Origin of the sequence: Psychromonas aquimarina ATCC BAA-1526 (assembly GCF_000428725.1) — a bacterium.
Classification (GTDB): domain Bacteria; phylum Pseudomonadota; class Gammaproteobacteria; order Enterobacterales; family Psychromonadaceae; genus Psychromonas; species Psychromonas aquimarina.
This window is the reverse complement of the sequence record NZ_AUAM01000031.1, coordinates 1-16380: the sequence shown is the minus strand read 5'-3', so window position 1 is coordinate 16380 and position 16380 is coordinate 1. Positions and strand designations below refer to the sequence as shown.

The following is a 16380-nucleotide window of genomic DNA, read 5'->3' as shown; positions in this document are numbered from 1 at the left end:
TTAGTGTTAGCTTTCTAAGCGAAGCGCACCAGAATCCTTTACTAATACCATCAAAATATAGCCAAAAATAGACTTTTGTACTTTCTTCACTATCATCACTTCACGGTTTTGCTCTTGTTCTGACTTATATAACAGATTTGCAGCTGTTTTATGTCATCTGTTTAGAAGAGCAAAAAGAAACCTAAAGTTAAAAGAGAAATACATTTCTAAACATCTTTGTGCTCAGAACCGCCATTTTTCAAGTGTTCGATAAGCAGTCGGAGCGGCAGCATCGATTTATACTCCCTTGGGAAATAGATGTTCATGCTTGGTAACGTAGTCAGGTGTTCTGTCAGGACCTCTACTAGCTTTCCACTTGCTAAGGCATCGGTGCAGTAATCCCGAAATGTAAAGGTCAGTCCAAGTCCCTGAAGTGCAAGATCAATCGTGGCAGGTGATGAATTAGCGATCAGATTGCCGCGGACTTCGACTGGATAGGCTTTCTCTGAACCATCAAAGATCCAAGGGGCTAATTGTCCTGAACTGGGGAACCGATAGCGCAAGCAGTTGTGATTTAATAGATCGCCTGGGTCACATGGCTCACCATACATTTCAAGGTATTCCGGACTGGCGACAACAGCTGTTTTCAGCGGTTCACTGAGGTTGATCGCAACCATATCTTCAGCAATGAGTCCGCCTATGCGAAACCCTGCATGCAGTCCTTCATCCAGAATATCCGTCAAAGCATCGGTTATTGACAATTCGACCTCTATCTCAGGGTATTTTTTCTGGAAGCTGGCAAGTTTGTTTCGGACTAACAGAAAGTAAGCAAACTCAGGGATCGCAAGCTTTAGCGAACCACGCTCAGCATGCCCTGCGGTTTTTGCACTGTACAAACCTTCGTCTAACTGCTCGAAGGCGGGGCCTGTACGGCGTGCCAGCGCCCGCCCAGCTTCGGTCAGGCTTATCGAGCGGGTTGTTCGAATAAACAGCGCTGTACCAAGCTGCTCTTCAAGCTTTTTTAACTGATGGCTTACCGTTGAAGGTTTAACGCCAAGGTCTTGAGCTGCACCACGCAGGCTTTTTTTGCTGACAATAGCATTAAATACTTCGAGTGTAGCAAGAGGAAGACGCATTATTAGATTTCATTCACTAGTTAGATTGATAATCGGTGTATTGTTTATTTTAGTAAGGTTAATTAAAGTAAGCAATAAGAAAACGACATATTAATTATCAACTGAGGCCAGCTTTATGAACATTCTTGTACTAACTGCTCATCCGGATCTTTCTTCTTCAACCGCTAATCGAAAGTGGTTTGAGGCATTGTCAGATGTTGAAGGGATAGTTACCCGTGACTTAACTGCCGTAGGCGGGGCTGAAATGCGTTTTAATCCTTCTGTTGAGCAGGCGCTTCTTGAACAGGCCGACCGCATAGTGATGCAGTTCCCGTTCTATTGGTACTCTTCACCGCCCGTCCTTAAGGCTTGGATTGATCAGGTGCTGCTGTCTGGTTTTGCCTATGGTCACGGTGGTGACAAGCTGCAGGGTAAAGAACTGTTACTTGCAGTCTCTACTGGCGGGCCGGCTGAAAGCTTTCAGGCAGGGGCATTTAACCGCTTTACCATGAATGAATTTCTAACCCCTTTTGAGCAGACCTCACTTATGGTCGGCATGAACTATCTGCCGCCGTTTGTGCTTCATAGTGCTATGAGCAGAGACAAAAGCAAACTCGAAGCCAGTACTTCAGAGCTTATTTCGTATGTGACAAGTCCTCGACTTAAACAGCGCAGCAGACAGGCATATTAATTTACCAGAATAACGTTCAATACAACGGGCATGATGTCTGTAAGAGAGATCACCCGATAACTTAACAGCTAGGAAAAGAAAATGGAAAATTTACAAAAGAAAGTCGTATTAATCACAGGCGGCGGAACTGGAATTGGTAAAGCCACGGCATCTGCCTTTATCAAAAAAGGAGCAACTGTGGTCATTACCGGCCGCAGACAGGCTGTTCTTGAGCAAACAACACAAGAATTAGGAACGCAGTCTTACGCTATTGCCGGAGATGTTAGTAAAAATGGTGAGCCGAGCCGAATTATTGAAGAAGTGATCAGTAAATTCGGGCGATTGGATGTTCTGGTGAATAATGCCGGAACGGGCAGTATGGGTCCACTTTCAGAAACAACTGATGAGGTAATTGAAAGCATTTACCGTACTAACGTGTTTGCACCGTTAGCTCTTATTCGTGAAGCAACTACTCATCTTGCTAAGAATAAAGGCGCTGTGATCAATATTTCATCCGTAACATCAAGCGGGCTGATGCCGGGGGTAGCCGCTTATGCTTCTTCAAAGGCCGCAGTGGACCATGCAACTCGACTACTCGCTGCCGAGCTAGGTCCAATGGGTATCCGAGTTAACGCAGTCGCACCAGGTCTTACAGACACAGATATCACAGCCGATGTTAAGTCAAATGAACAAATGCTGGGAATGATTATCTCGCAAACCCCAATGGGGCGTCTTGGTGAACCTAAAGATATTGCAAATGCGGTTCTATTATTTGCCGACAACCGTGCCGGCTGGATCACAGGACAATGTGTACAAGCCGGAGGAGGTTATTTGCTGTAGAGTATTTGAATTTTGATCTCTTATGGCACCTGAATTAATGCTGTTGAAACGGCTTAATAACCCATTATCTCGAGTTTAGATTAAATATAAAAAACGAGTTTTTACACTCGTTTTTTTACTTTATTTTGCAAAAACCACTGACTTTTCGCCATGTAGAAAAACACGATGCTCAATATGCCAGCGCACTGCGCGCGACAGAGTCTGACACTCAATATCTCTGCCCTTAGCAGCTAAATCCTGCGGATAATAACTGTGATCCACGGTTTCTACTCCCTGAGTAATAATCGGCCCTTCATCGAGGTCATCACTGACGTAATGCGCCGTTGCTCCTACCAGTTTCACACCTTTGTCATAAGCCTGATAATAAGGTTTTGCGCCCTTAAAACCTGGTAATAAAGAATGATGAATATTGATTGCCCAGCCGGACAGCTTTTTACACATCTCATTGGATAATACCTGCATATAACGCGCAAGCACCACTAAGTCTGCCTCACACTGTTCAACCACCTGCCATACCTTAGCTTCCTGCTGCGGCTTAGTTTCTTTGCTGATAGGAAAATGATAATAAGGAATACCATGCCACTCTGCTAATTCCTGCAGATCCGGATGATTAGAAATAATAGCCGGGATCTCAATATCCAGATCTCCGGTACGATAACGGTAAAGCAGATCATTAAGACAGTGATCATGCTTAGAAACCATAATCACCACTTTTGATTTATAAGATTTTTTAGATAACGTCCATTCCATATCAAAACCGGCGGCTTTACTGCTGAAACCATCGATAAAGCTGTCACGGTCAAACTGATTATCCTGATCCGGCCTGAATTCAATACGGATAAAAAAACGCTGTTTATCAGTATCATCAAATGAATGGATTTCATTAATATAGAAGCCCTGTTGATAGATATAACGTGTCACTATATCAACAGTGCCGGGGCGGCTGGGGCAGCTGGCGGTGATTATCTGTGTATCAGAAAGCTGACTTTGCTGTACTTGTGAGAGTGACATAGCTGTTCCTACTTTGACTGAAAAAGCCATAGTAATTAAACTGCAGCAGCGCACCACTCAAATATTTCACAAAGATGATCTATGCCCGTCGAAAGCTGCAGAAATGTTAAATAATGCCCTGCATATCATATTTACAGTAATTAAAAAGAACAGTGTATATGTATCAAACAGTTACCGGGCGCATATAATTCAAGCGGCCCGGTATCAGAGTGCTGTTACTGCAGTTTAAACTGACCAACAATAGAAAGCAGCTGTTCATTACCACTGGCAAGACTGCGTGTACTGTCCATGGTCTGTACACCGTTTTCAGTAAGCTGCGTGACCATGCCCTGAATTGCGCTCATATTGCGGTTAATCTCATCCGTTGCCGAGCTCTGCTGCTCTGCTGCCGTTGCAATCTGTACACCAAGATCATTGATCTTAACCACAGATACCGTCATTGAATCCAGGCTGTTATTAACATTTGAAGTGGTATCAGCCGTCTGCTGACAGCTGCGTTTAGTATCATCCATTGCCGTAACAACGGACTCCGTGCCCTTATTCAGCTTAGTCAGCATGGCATTAATCTCTGAGGTGCTCTGCTGTGTTCTGCCGGCCAATGCCCTGACCTCATCCGCAACAACAGCAAAGCCTCTGCCCTGCTCACCGGCACGGGCAGCTTCAATGGCAGCGTTCAGAGCCAGTAAATTTGTCTGATCAGCAATTTCACCAATCACACCTAGAACAGAGCCGATTTTCTGCGTATCTTCACTCATGGTTTGAATACTTAACGCCATCGAATCAACTTCACCAACTAAAGAAGCCACACTTTTAACCGCGCCGTTAACCACTATTTTTGACTGCTCGGCCTCTTCGCTTGTATCTTGGGTAAACACCGCCGACTGCGATGCACTCTGGGCAACACTTTCAGCGGCTGAACTCATCTGATTGACAGCTGTTACAGCCTGATCCGTCTCTGACGCATGCGCTGATAAAACCGTATTATTCATCTCTGTCTGTGCTTTAAGCTCTTCAATCCCTTCAGAAATATATTCCGTTGATTGAGAAACTTCGAGCATCATAGTCTGCAGATTAGTAATAAATATATTGACCGCTTCGGCTATTTTTCCCAAATCATCTTTGGTATTAACTTCCAGGCGGCGGGTCAGATCACCATTACCTTCAGACAAACTTACCACCGTTGATTTCAGAGCCAGAATTGGGCGGTATAAACGATTCAGCACCAGAAGAATAACAGCAATCGCCAGTACAATTAACAAGGCAGCGGTCAGCAAGGACTCACTAAGATTTTCATCAATTTCCGCATAAACAACTGATTTATCAATACCAACAAGAAAGTGCCAGCTAGTCTGCTCATCCAGTTTAAGCGTTTTAAAGAAAGCTACTTTATCAACACCACCTAAGCTGTAATTGAAAAGGCCGCTCTCTTTTGTAAGCATTTCCCGGTTCAGCTCAACTAACTCCGGGAAGTCTGACAGTCTAGTTTTTCCCGGAATATCAACTTCACCGGTCGATGCGATAGTTGTTCCCTGAGCATTGTAAAGGGCACTCATCGCACCGGAGAAAGAGGACTGCTTAACCATTTCAGCAATCAGCTTTAACTCAATATCGGCAAGCAGCACACCACGAAATTTGCTGCGGTAAAAGAAGGGTTCAGCAATACTGATCATTAAGCTGCCGGTTACGGCATCTTCATACATTCCGGTGATCACTGTACTGCCTTTTTGTTTAGCTGATTTATACCAGTCTCGAGTACGCGGATCATAAATCGAAACATCACGCATACCGCTGGCTGCACCGTATGACCGGCCGTCATCAAAACCCACAACAATATCAGTGGCTTTAGTTGCATTTGCTATCTGTCTGGTCATTAAACCGATCTGAATATCACCGCGATCCGTTGCAAAATCCGGCGCAGTAGAAACTAATGCGTCCTTAATTGTATGGAACCAGGTAGTTATTTTATCCGATGTGCTGTCTATCTGAAGCATCGAATAGCGGTCAACATTTTTAAATACAGATGTTGATATCTGACGGTAAGAGAGAAAGGTTGATACAGCCAGTGAGACTGTCAGTAATAATATAGTGACCGTAATAATCCGGCCTTTAAAGCTATTTAATATGTTCATGTAATGATCCATCATCAGCGGCAGTCCGATAATTTTATATTCATTGCTGTCTGCGAATAATTTATTTAATCAGCGGAATGACCATAATACGTAAAACTTATGCTTTAAACATCAACTTTAAAGCAAGGGGTGCGTATAATTACATACAATTAACTAAAATGATTGTTTTAATTTCGTAAATAATAACCATAATATCAGTCTATTAATATGAAGCTTAACAGACGGCACAAACATCAATTAAAAACCAATAATAAGCCAATAAGAAACAACAAAACAGCAAAAGTTGTCATCAGTACAGAGAGTATTCAGCTCAACGCCTCAAACAGTGCTGAAAAACAACAACGGCTTCAAGCACCGTCAATAACACACAAAACAAAGAAAAAAACTTTGGCTGTCACGCTTTTCTGCGATAACGTAATAATCTAATCAGCACCCGTAACCGCCTGAATTATTATAGAAACAGAGAGACTGAAATGGACAGCTCAGCAATAAAAGCACCAAGCTTTATACATGCATTAATTACCTTTTCGGCAGTCTGCGCAATAATAGGCCTTGGACTATTTGTTTATGCAGTAAACCTGCACAGCTTACTGCTGCTCTGTCTGTTGACCGCCGCGGGCAGCGCCTGGTGTTTATACCGCGGTGACTTCAGTCCCGTTATTAAAGCCATGAATTCAGGTATAGAGCGCGCTTTAACATCCATCTATATCTTTTTGATGATCGGTGTATTAATCGCGGCCTTTATTCAAAGCGGCACCGTCGCGACCCTGATCTATTACGGGCTGACATTTATCTCGCCCAGTATCTTTTTACCAGCCGGATTAATTCTCTGCAGTCTGATGTCACTCGCCACTGGAACCAGCTGGGGGACGGTCGGCACCGCAGGTGTGGTTCTGATTGCAGTCGGTACCGCTATGGGTATCCCGGCGCCTGTTGTTGCAGGAATGATTATCGCAGGTGCTACCTTCGGTGACAAAATGTCACCAGTATCCGACACCACTAATCTGGCGGCTATGGCGGCCGGTACAGAACTGACACAACACATCAAGTCAATGCACAGAACCACCGGACCCGCTTACCTTATTACCCTGCTGGCTTTTACTGTGATCGGTATGCAGTATGCGGAAAACACCGTGCCGGCCGATAATATCAATCTGCTCCTTAACGGCCTGCAGCAGACTTATCAGATACACATTATTAACCTGCTGCCGCTGCTGACTATGCTTTTATTGATCTATCTAAAAGTCAGCGCGCTGCCCGCTATGTCTGCAGCAGCGGCAGCCGCAGTTCTTTTAGCGCTCACGGTGCAGGACGCGCAGCTGACCCAGGTACTTAATGCTTTATTCAGTGGAGGAAGCGCCGATAGCGGCATAGCAGCCTTAGATAACCTACTCACCCGCGGCGGTATCAGCGCCATGATGTGGACATTATCACTGGCACTGCTGGCACTGGCATTGGGCGGGATCCTGGATAAATTCGGCTTTTTACAGGTTTTAATCTATAACCTGCTGCGCAGTGTAAAACGCCAGGCCAGTCTGATTACCATGACCATCAGCAGCTGTTTTATCGGCAATATGACCCTCGGTGAAGCTTATATGTCGATTATTCTTAACGGCCAGTTATACGGCGAAGCCTATGACCAGCGGGGAATCGACCGCTCTGTACTGTCGCGATCCTTAGAAGAAGGGGCAACATTAACCACAGCGCTGATCCCCTGGACTACCGGAGGCGCATTTTTTGCCGCAACACTCGGCGTTAATGTTCTTGACTACGCCCCCTGGGCCATTCTCAACTGGTTAAACCCACTGATCGCAATATCATTTGCCTATGGCGGTGTCAGTTTAGTTAAGTCCCAAACAGGTATAACCCGAGTATAAAATGCAGAGTTATAATTAATAAAATCGACTTGATGACATTGAGGTGACAAATGCGCTTTCGTTTTAACTATACTATGCGATATGCAAGTCAATAAAACAAATCTGATAAAATCAAACAGTTTAAAAATATTTGCTCTGTGCTTAGCCTTAGCCGCCTGCTCTTTTGCTGTTTTACCGCAGGCTGATAAACCGGCAGGCAGTCTGCAGAGTCAGTGGCAGCAGTTTATAGAGCTGGCTTCTAAGCTGCCGCTTCAGACGCAGATTAAACTGGATAAACTAAGCCTTTTTCCCGTAACTTTACTTAAAAGCGACAGCAGCTACCCGAATTTTTCTAATTACACCTGGGAGCAGATTATATTTATCCATCAAGTTCAAAAGTCCTGTGTGTTAAAAGAATCACCACAGCACTCTGACAATAATTTTTCCCGCGCTATCGAGTTCGAACTGTCCTTATGTCAAGGCGCACTGCTCAATAACAACTGGTTTAACAAAGGGGAAAAAATACACCCGGCTGGCGGCAGTTATGCGGACAGGTACCTTGCATTTCTTAACAAAACAACCTCAAGAGAAGCAGAGAAGTTTCTGGCTTCGTTTAAAGGCGCTCTGACGTTAGCAAACCCGCTTCATCCTCTTTATAATGATTTTTCAGGCTTAACAGCCAAAGGCAGTGATGCCCTGCTTTCCGGTTATCATTCCTATTTAGCACAGGACGGCAGGCTGTGGTTAAACAGCCAAACGGGTATCTCAGCTATTGAAGAAAAACAATGGAGCGCACTGGCGGACAGGCTTGCCCTGCAGATAAGTACGATCCCTGCAAACGGCGAGACAGGAAAAAGCTGTGCTTACCGTTATTCCAACCTCTGTATTGAGCAGCTGGACAATAGGGTTCAATGGAGCAGCATATTAATCGTACTGCTTGGCCTTTCTATCCTGTTTATTGCTGTAAAAAGTGCGCTTGAGAGGCGGGAAGAGGCCAAAGAGCGCTACTTTATTTTACAGCTTCTTACTCATGAATTAAGAACACCAGTCTCCAGTTTAGGATTTACCGTTGAACAGTTTCGAAATCAGTACGATTATCTTAATAAAGATACCCAGCTGACATTCGGCCGCCTGCTGGCTGACTACCAGAGACTCGCGCAGCTGACTGAAACCAGCAAAGGTTTTTTAAGCGCAAATCCCGGGGAGCGCTTCCAATATCAAACGGCTTACCTCTCAGAATGGCTTGAACATTTACTGAAGAAACATAAATTAGATTACCAGTTAGCAGATGACGCGCAGTTAACCCTGCCTTTCTACTGGTTAGGCATCTGCCTGGATAATCTGCTCCGTAACGCACTTCAACACGGAAAAGGAGCAGTCTCTGTCACAGCGGCAGTAAATAAGAAGCTGACTATTGAAGTTCAAAACCAAGGCAATTTTCCCTCTTTTTGGCAAAGAAGAGTAATACAATTTACTCAATCCAATAAAAAATCAAGCGGCAATATGGGCATTGGCCTGACGATTGTCGCTCGACTGATGAATAAAATGGGAGGCAGGCTGATCTGCAGCCGTAATCCGACTCGTTTTACCCTGGAGCTGCCGTTGTGATAAATATTCTGCTGGTTGAAGATGATATATTGCTTGGTGAAGGCCTGTCGAAATTTATTATGGAACAGGGCTATCAATGCTGCTGGGCGAAAGATGCACAACAAGCTAAAAGCGCTTGGTTTACTGCAGATTTAGTGATTCTGGATCGCCAGCTTCCTGAAGGGGACAGCCTAATCTGGCTGCCCGAACAGCTGATGAAAAAAGCACTTCCGGTGATCGTTCTCACGGCAAAAATAGAAGTGGAACAGCGAATTGAGGGACTGCAGGCCGGTGCGAAAGATTACATGGTTAAACCCTTCTCTCATCAGGAACTGCTGGCTCGAATCCAGGTACAGCTTAGACCGCTTGGCGAAGCAAAACTCTGTTATAAAGCGCTCAGTATTGATTTATCAACACGCAGAATATGCTTTCATGGCAAAGAGATCCATTTGAAACCAAAAGAGTTTCAACTACTGATCTTATTTGTACAGAACCAGGGACGAGTATTTCATCGCGATGAACTGCTCAACAAAATTTGGGGATTTCAGGCTTTTCCTTCCACCCGCACCGTAGATAACCATATTCTGCATTTAAGGCAGAAACTGCCGCCGCTTGATATCGAAACATTACGTGGTGTGGGTTATCGCTTAAAAGAGGTAGAAGGCTGATGCCCTCAAAACTATTAATACATTTACTGGCAGCTTTTATAGCGGCCCTGTCAACGAACTCGCCAGCAGATAACTGGTTTGCTGAAACGCCGTTAGCGTCTGCCTATTCAGCTTTGGCAAATAACAATCCTGAACTTGCCTGGCAGGAAATGCAGCTTGCATTAGCCGAGCAGGAGATCAATCCAGCTCACTGGTCAGCGGTTAAAAATGCTATTATTGAAAAAACGCAATGCGGCAGGTTACTTTCTTCAAGTGTTCATACTGACAACAAAAATCGATATAGAATAAAATTATCACTGCAGCAGAAAACCAATCTCGTACAACAAAGCTTTCAGCTAAAGGTTGCAATAGAAAACCCTCCCCAAGGCACCCGGGTTGAACTGACTGACCGACGGGGAAAAGTTTGGTTAAGCGGCATAACAGCTGCACCACAAGATGATTATATTGAGGTAGAAAGCAATGAACTTTTGAATCTGCCCAAGCCGGGATATTTTGAACTGCATATTGCAGATTTGATCTACCCCTTAGTGCTAAGCAGAAATAAAGAGGGCAATTGGCTTGAACTGATTAATGATACACAAAGCCCTCTTGCCGTTTATCTGCCGACACCTTCCTCCGGCTGCGCACCTGCAAAAGTGACCTGGCAATGGTTCACTCAGAACTTCCAGATAATCGGATGGCCGCAGCCTGTTTCAGTCAACGGGCAAAACCAGCCTCAGCCGCCGGGTCCTCAACCAGAAAATGCTAAGTGGCTGAGCACAACAGTTTCAACTTATGAATATCAGGGGGGAGTGAAAGTCGAGTACCTGCAGAGGCTCACTGTTCCTGCCGGATACTACCAGTTTTAATAGAGACATAGTGGTGACATTTCTAGCAGTTACTTCGGGTGTAATAGACTTACACTTATATCACGGTAACTATTAGATGAAAACTCAACTTAAAAGACAGTTAATTGGCTTGGTAACATTATTTGCAGCGTCATCAAGCAGCGGCGGCATCATTGAACTTTCCGAAGGTAAGCAGACTGTGCAGATTAATCCGGACAGCCTGGAAATTTTATGGCAGAAAAAAGGAACGCAGATCCCTGTTAACCAGGGGGCTCTTACAGCAGCAAAGCTGCCTCAGTTAGCCGCTAACCATTCAAAACTATCTGCAGATTCTGCAGCCTGGACACTAATCCCGAGTAAGATAAGGGTCTACACCAAACTCAACAAGGGTGAACTGCTGATTCGATTTGATGCATCTGAAATACAAACTATCCAAAGACAAAAACCACTGAAACTGACTTGGTTTAATCTACCTGAAGAAAGTACTCAAACCCTGTATCTGCCCTTTAATGAAGGTATGCGCATACCGACGAATCATGCTGTCTGGGCTAAATATCTGCAGGATAATTATTCTCCGAGCAATACCACGCAAGATCTGAAAATGCCCTTTTGGACTGCGCAGTCGCAGCCGTTAAGCAATAAAAGCGCAATACCGCAGTATGTGAATTACCAGCTGGTTACTGCAGCTAATAACAGCTTGAACTTTACTATCAGCGGCAGTAAAAGTGATATGCAGGCAAGCCACAGCTTTACTGTATTGAACAAAAATGAACCCTTTGAGCTGCTGATATCGCTGGGAAGTGAGCCTCTTTCCGGGGCTAAGCGCTATCGAAGATGGCGTGAAGAACAAGGTTTAGCGATTTCTCTTTCTCAAAAACTTGCTAAACAGCCTAAGCTTGAACGCTTAATCGGCGCAACTCATGTTTATCTCTTCGGCAGTGAATTATTATCAGTAGAAGATGTGTCAGACTGGTGGGGATTAAAAGAGTGGTATTTCGGACAGAACGATCTCAAAGTAACAGCTGAAGCAGAAAAAACACTTAAAAAACTACGAAAAGGCATAGACAGGTTAAATAGATATAACAAGCGGGTGCTGGTCGACAGCATTGCTGACTCGCTAAAAGAAAAGATTAAGGTTAAAGCAAAAGCTCAAGACAGCAATTATATCGAAGATCAGTACCAGACAGCCCAGAAACAAAAGGAGTACCTTGTCCGCTATGCGGGACAGTACCTAATTGCCAATGAACTTTGGGGGCAGGCAATTTCTAAAGGTATGGTGAATAACCTTGAGCAGGCGGGTCTGAAAAAACTATGGCTGGGAGTAGACAAATGGACGTCGGCGTTTTATCAGCCTCAAGTTGTGGAACAGGCCAAAAGTGCCGGTTACCTGATCGGCACTTATGATTCCTACAATACCGCTGTTCCACCGGGGCTCAACGACAACTGGTTAACGGCTCAGCTGCCGAAACATATGCGCCTTAACTGCGCCATCGAAAACGCTGACGGCAGCCGGAAAAAAGGCTTTCGCGGAAACGGCTTTTATCTGAATCCGGCCTGTGGAAGAGAATATGTCCAGCAGCGCATTCAAGACATAATTAAATACGGCCGGTTCAATAGTTTGTTTCTTGATGTTGACGCAACGGGCATGGTCAGGGAAGACTACGCATATCAAAACAAAGGTATGAACGAGACTGATATGCTTAAAGCGTTTAATGAGCGTATGCAGTGGATAGTCGACAAGCAGGATGTAGTGCTGGGCTCAGAAGATGGAAATTCGCTGACAACAGCAGGCATTGCATTCGCTCATGGAATGGAAACCACTGGTTTTGGCTGGAGCGATAATGAGATGTATAAAGATCGCCAGTCACCTTACTTTTTAGGGGCCTGGTATCCGGATCATAAACCCGCGTATTTTTTTAAAAATGCGCAGGTGAAGACACCTTACAAAGAACTGCTTTTTGCCCCGCAGTACAAGATACCGCTCTATCAAACCGTCTTTCATAATGAGCTGAACAACAGTCACCACTGGCATAATGACAGTTTAAAATTCTCTAATGTTCAGATGCAGCGGGACTTAACCAGCATGCTCTACAATACCCCGGCTATGGTTCACTTAAACCGCACTGAAGCGAACTCTAAATATGCCCCTCGTATTAAAGCACTAAAGCACTATCAGCAGGGATTTATGCCAATTCACCAGGTGTTGTGGGATGAGAAACTAGAGAAATTTGAATGGCTTTCAAAAAACGGACTAGTACAGCAGACAACTTTCAGTGACGGCAGCCGAATTATTGCCAACTACTCTTCCAGAATGCAGACAGTAGCGAATGGTGAGCGTATTCCAGCGGGCTCAATTACGGCCAACCTCAGTAACGGGGAAAAAGTTGAATGGGCATCAAAAATATTTAGGGTAAAGACACCAAAAGAGAGCAGTTCTGCCGGGCAGATACAAAAAAACCGAGTTTTGAGACTCGGTCTTCTTAATGCACCAATGAAGTGAACGTTTAAGCTTCGCCTTCCGTACCGCGGAAACGTTTGGTAATACCGTTTAAGAAGTTGCGTAATAACTGGTCGCCGCATACTTTATAGTTGCGGTGATCTTTCTTTCTGAATAATGCAGACAGCTCTGATTTTGAAACCGGGAATTCAGCAGAGTCTAATGCAGCCAGCATATCTTCTTCTTTGAAATTCAGGGCAATACGTAATTTACGTAAAATATCATTATTCGGCATTACCGCTTTAGCAGGAAGAATAATCGGGCTGGAGCCCTCTTTTTTACCGCGTTTTTCATTGATAAGGCCGTCTAAGAATAAAGATAAAAGACTGTCACGACAGAATACAAAATTATCTTCACCCTCTTTTGCCATGATGCTATGCAGGTAATTTTCATCAATTGCATTATCGACAGACGCAAAAATTTCTAACATTTTTTTATCGTTAAGTTGTAACGCATAACGTACACGTCGTAAAACATCATTAGTGATCATAATTTCTCAATAGTTAGTAGGTAATAATAAAGGGGCGTACTATACAGAATATTCAAGCCGGGCGCTAATCACCCGCCTGTAAAACATTCAATATTTCATTAGCGATTAAAGTTATTACATCCACGGATACGGCATTTCCCGCCTGCTTGTACAGATGTCCGTTAGACATATTTTCCGGCAGCTGATAACCGTTACCCACAGGAAACCCCTGCAGTTTGAATGTTTCCGCCGGAGTTAATTTGCGTACACCGTCTTTAACTTTAATTAAAGCAACATTATGACCGCCGGTACCCATATTAGCCGTTAATGTAGGGCAGACACCGCTGGAGTTTTTGCGCACATACATACCGCGTCGTACCTGGTAAAATTCAAACTCCTGATCAATCTGCTCGGTGATATTAATACGCTCTTTTCTGCGTTTAGCAGCAGGCAGCGAAGCGTACTCAGATTCGCTGATAAAATAATTCGGGTATTTATCTCTGCTGTAATAATAAGACTGCAGCTTCGATTTATCAGCTTTCAGATCCAGCACCCGGCTGATATTGTCGCGTCGGTTTACTTCTGAATGATCTTTCTTAAACTCATGTAAACGATCAAACATAGTAAAACGCTGTGCATCGGCTTCATTTAAGAAACAGACAATAAACATACGCTCACGATTCTGCGGTAAGTTTGTATATTCTTTAGTATTTAATACGACATCTTTAACCGTATAACCAATGCGTTCAATTTCCTGCTTGATCACCTGATAGGTATTACCTTTATCATGACCGCGCAGATTTTTTACATTTTCCAAAAATAAAATACGCGGTTTATGCGACGTTTTTTCAAGATCCGACACTAAATTAATAATGCTGTAAAAAAGATTACCACGCTGATCATCAAAACCTTTGCGGGCTCCGGCGATACTAAAAGCCTGGCAAGGGAAACCACCGGTTAAAATATCGATCGGCTGTGCTAAAATCTGCTGTTTTTTATTTTCAAAATGCAGTTGTTCTTGAGCGTTTTCGGCACGTTCAGGTTTAACAATTTTTTCAATATCACCAACAATCAGATCATGTTCAAAATTCAACTGGTAGGTTTTTGAGGCGTGTGCATCCATTTCATTTGCCCACACTAATTCATAATTAGCACTTTCATGACTAGCATTTTTAAAACCAAGACAAACGCCGCCTACACCTGCAAATAAACTGCCTACTTTGTAATTCATTACTTATTCCAATACTGATTGTTTGAGATCCTGACAATCACCAGCATATTCACTGTGATTATCAGCACCCGTAATTATTGTTCATGCTGGTTTTCAAACGGTACCAATAAACTCAGCGAAGTAGTTTAATAATACAAATCGAATAACAGTTTTTGATTTTAAATCATTTAATAAAGCAAAGCTGCTTTTAAATATTAAATGCTCAATAAATATTAAGCATTACCTTTAACTTTTAACTGCTGCTCAGCCGCAAAGTCCAGCATGCGGTTTAAAGAAACTAACGCACCTTGTGCAACTTCCGGATCAACATCAATCTCATGTCCAGAGGCATCGTTTAATGAGTCATAAATCGCTTTAAGACCGTTCATCGCCATCCACGGGCAGTGTGCGCAGCTGCGGCATGTCGCGCCGTTACCGGCAGTTGGTGCAGCCAGCATCTCTTTATCCGGGCAGGCCTGCTGCATCTTGTAAAAGATACCGGTATCTGTTGCCACAATCAGCTGTTTATTAGGAAGCTCTTGCGCAGCTTTTATCAGCTGGCTGGTTGAACCAACCGCATCCGCCAGTTTAACAACACTCTCTGGTGATTCAGGATGAACTAATACAGCAGCATCTGGATATACAGCTTTCATATCACGCAGTGCACTGGCTTTAAACTCATCATGAACAATACAGTCGCCCTGCCACATCAGCATATCCGCTTGGGTTTTTGCTTTTATATAACTGCCGAGGTGACGATCTGGTCCCCAGATGATTTTTTTGTCTTCACTGTCAAGGTGCTCAACAATCTCTAATGCAATGCTCGAAGTAACAACCCAGTCGGCACGAGCTTTAACAGCTGCAGATGTATTTGCATAAACAACAACGGTACGGTCCGGGTGCTGGTCGCAGAACTCACTGAAACTTTCAATCGGACAGCCTACATCTAAAGAACATGTCGCTTCCAGCTCCGGCATTAATACATTTTTATGCGGTGTTAAAATTTTTGCTGTTTCGCCCATAAAACGAACACCGGCAATAATCAGCGTTGACGCCTGATGGTCACGGCCGAATCGGGCCATTTCCAGTGAATCGGCAACATAACCGCCAGTTTCTTCAGCTAATGCCTGAATTTCAGGGTCGGTATAATAGTGAGCAACTAAAACAGCATCTTTTTCGATTAATAACTGCTTAATTTTATTTTTGTAATCGATCTTCTCTTGCTCTGAAAGTACAACAGGTTTTGCCGGGAAAGGATAATCAGAACCAACAAGGGGAGAGAATTTGCTCATCATCGTCTCTTAGATATTAAAAATGGGTGCAAATTATACCGTGCTCAAGAATAAAAACGACAATTAAAATAGTCTTAATTATATTAAAAAAATAATTATCAATAAATTTATGTAGTTATAGCAGTTTGAGTTTTTATCAAGGAGAGAACTGGTGGGCCGTGAAGGATTTGAACCTTCGACAAATGGATTAAAAGTCCACTGCTCTACCAACTGAGCTAACGGCCCGAATA

Annotated in this window: 13 protein-coding genes and 1 tRNA gene; 7 read left to right on the top strand and 7 right to left on the bottom strand. The window is 43.7% G+C overall.

Annotation, left to right across the window (positions count from 1 at the left end):
- Positions 1 to 206 precede the first annotated feature (206 nt).
- Complete coding sequence (locus G337_RS0112595; RefSeq protein ID WP_028864206.1) at positions 207 to 1115, bottom strand: LysR family transcriptional regulator; 909 nt, start codon at positions 1113 to 1115, stop codon at positions 207 to 209.
- A gap of 115 nt (positions 1116 to 1230) precedes the next feature.
- Here G337_RS0112595 and G337_RS26195 point away from each other — a divergent pair, with 115 nt between their 5' ends.
- Positions 1231 to 1785 (top strand): NAD(P)H-dependent oxidoreductase, encoded by a 555-nt coding sequence (locus G337_RS26195; RefSeq protein WP_037027434.1) that lies wholly within the window; start codon positions 1231 to 1233, stop codon positions 1783 to 1785.
- Positions 1786 to 1866: 81 nt separating this feature from the next.
- On the top strand, positions 1867 to 2604 hold the full coding sequence (locus tag G337_RS0112585) for an SDR family NAD(P)-dependent oxidoreductase (protein ID WP_028864205.1): 738 nt from the start codon (positions 1867 to 1869) through the stop codon (positions 2602 to 2604).
- Positions 2605 to 2724: 120 nt separating this feature from the next.
- Here G337_RS0112585 and purU read toward each other — a convergent pair whose 3' ends face one another.
- Positions 2725 to 3615, bottom strand: a complete 891-nt coding sequence (gene purU, locus G337_RS0112580; protein ID WP_028864204.1) for a formyltetrahydrofolate deformylase — start codon at positions 3613 to 3615, stop codon at positions 2725 to 2727.
- 215 nt (positions 3616 to 3830) lie between these two features.
- Entirely contained in the window at positions 3831 to 5744 is a 1914-nt protein-coding gene (locus G337_RS0112570; protein ID WP_028864202.1) for a methyl-accepting chemotaxis protein, read from the bottom strand.
- Positions 5745 to 6217: 473 nt separating this feature from the next.
- Here G337_RS0112570 and nhaC point away from each other — a divergent pair, with 473 nt between their 5' ends.
- From nhaC to G337_RS26190, 5 genes are all read left to right on the top strand, one after another.
- Positions 6218 to 7621 carry a Na+/H+ antiporter NhaC gene (gene nhaC / locus G337_RS0112565; RefSeq protein ID WP_028864201.1) on the top strand — a complete coding sequence of 468 codons (1404 nt, stop codon included), beginning with the start codon at positions 6218 to 6220 and terminating at the stop codon, positions 7619 to 7621.
- Between the two features lie 81 nt (positions 7622 to 7702).
- Positions 7703 to 9208, top strand: coding sequence for an ATP-binding protein (locus G337_RS0112560; RefSeq protein WP_051303228.1), 1506 nt, complete (start codon positions 7703 to 7705; stop codon positions 9206 to 9208).
- Entirely contained in the window at positions 9205 to 9855 is a 651-nt protein-coding gene (locus G337_RS0112555; RefSeq protein ID WP_028864199.1) for a response regulator transcription factor, read from the top strand. The genes G337_RS0112560 and G337_RS0112555 overlap by 4 nt, the downstream gene beginning before the upstream one ends.
- On the top strand, positions 9855 to 10703 hold the full coding sequence (locus G337_RS0112550; protein WP_051303226.1) for a DUF2861 family protein: 849 nt from the start codon (positions 9855 to 9857) through the stop codon (positions 10701 to 10703). The genes G337_RS0112555 and G337_RS0112550 overlap by 1 nt, the downstream gene beginning before the upstream one ends.
- Before the next feature lie 76 nt (positions 10704 to 10779).
- Entirely contained in the window at positions 10780 to 13182 is a 2403-nt protein-coding gene (locus tag G337_RS26190; protein ID WP_084605363.1) for a glycoside hydrolase, read from the top strand.
- Positions 13183 to 13186: 4 nt separating this feature from the next.
- On the opposite strand, the gene G337_RS0112540 is transcribed toward G337_RS26190, so the two are convergent.
- The 4 genes from G337_RS0112540 to G337_RS0112525 all read right to left on the bottom strand — a co-directional run bounded on the left by G337_RS0112540 (position 13187) and on the right by G337_RS0112525 (position 16375).
- Entirely contained in the window at positions 13187 to 13669 is a 483-nt protein-coding gene (locus G337_RS0112540) for a YehS family protein (RefSeq protein ID WP_028864197.1), read from the bottom strand.
- 64 nt (positions 13670 to 13733) lie between these two features.
- The gene (gene dcm / locus G337_RS0112535) at positions 13734 to 14879 is read right to left on the bottom strand and encodes a DNA (cytosine-5-)-methyltransferase (protein ID WP_028864196.1); all 1146 of its coding nucleotides are present in this window, start codon (positions 14877 to 14879) and stop codon (positions 13734 to 13736) included.
- A 212-nt stretch (positions 14880 to 15091) separates the two neighbouring features.
- Complete coding sequence (nadA, locus tag G337_RS0112530) at positions 15092 to 16150, bottom strand: quinolinate synthase NadA (protein ID WP_028864195.1); 1059 nt, start codon at positions 16148 to 16150, stop codon at positions 15092 to 15094.
- 149 nt (positions 16151 to 16299) lie between these two features.
- Positions 16300 to 16375, bottom strand: a tRNA-Lys gene (locus G337_RS0112525).
- Between the last annotated feature and the right edge of the window lie 5 nt (positions 16376 to 16380).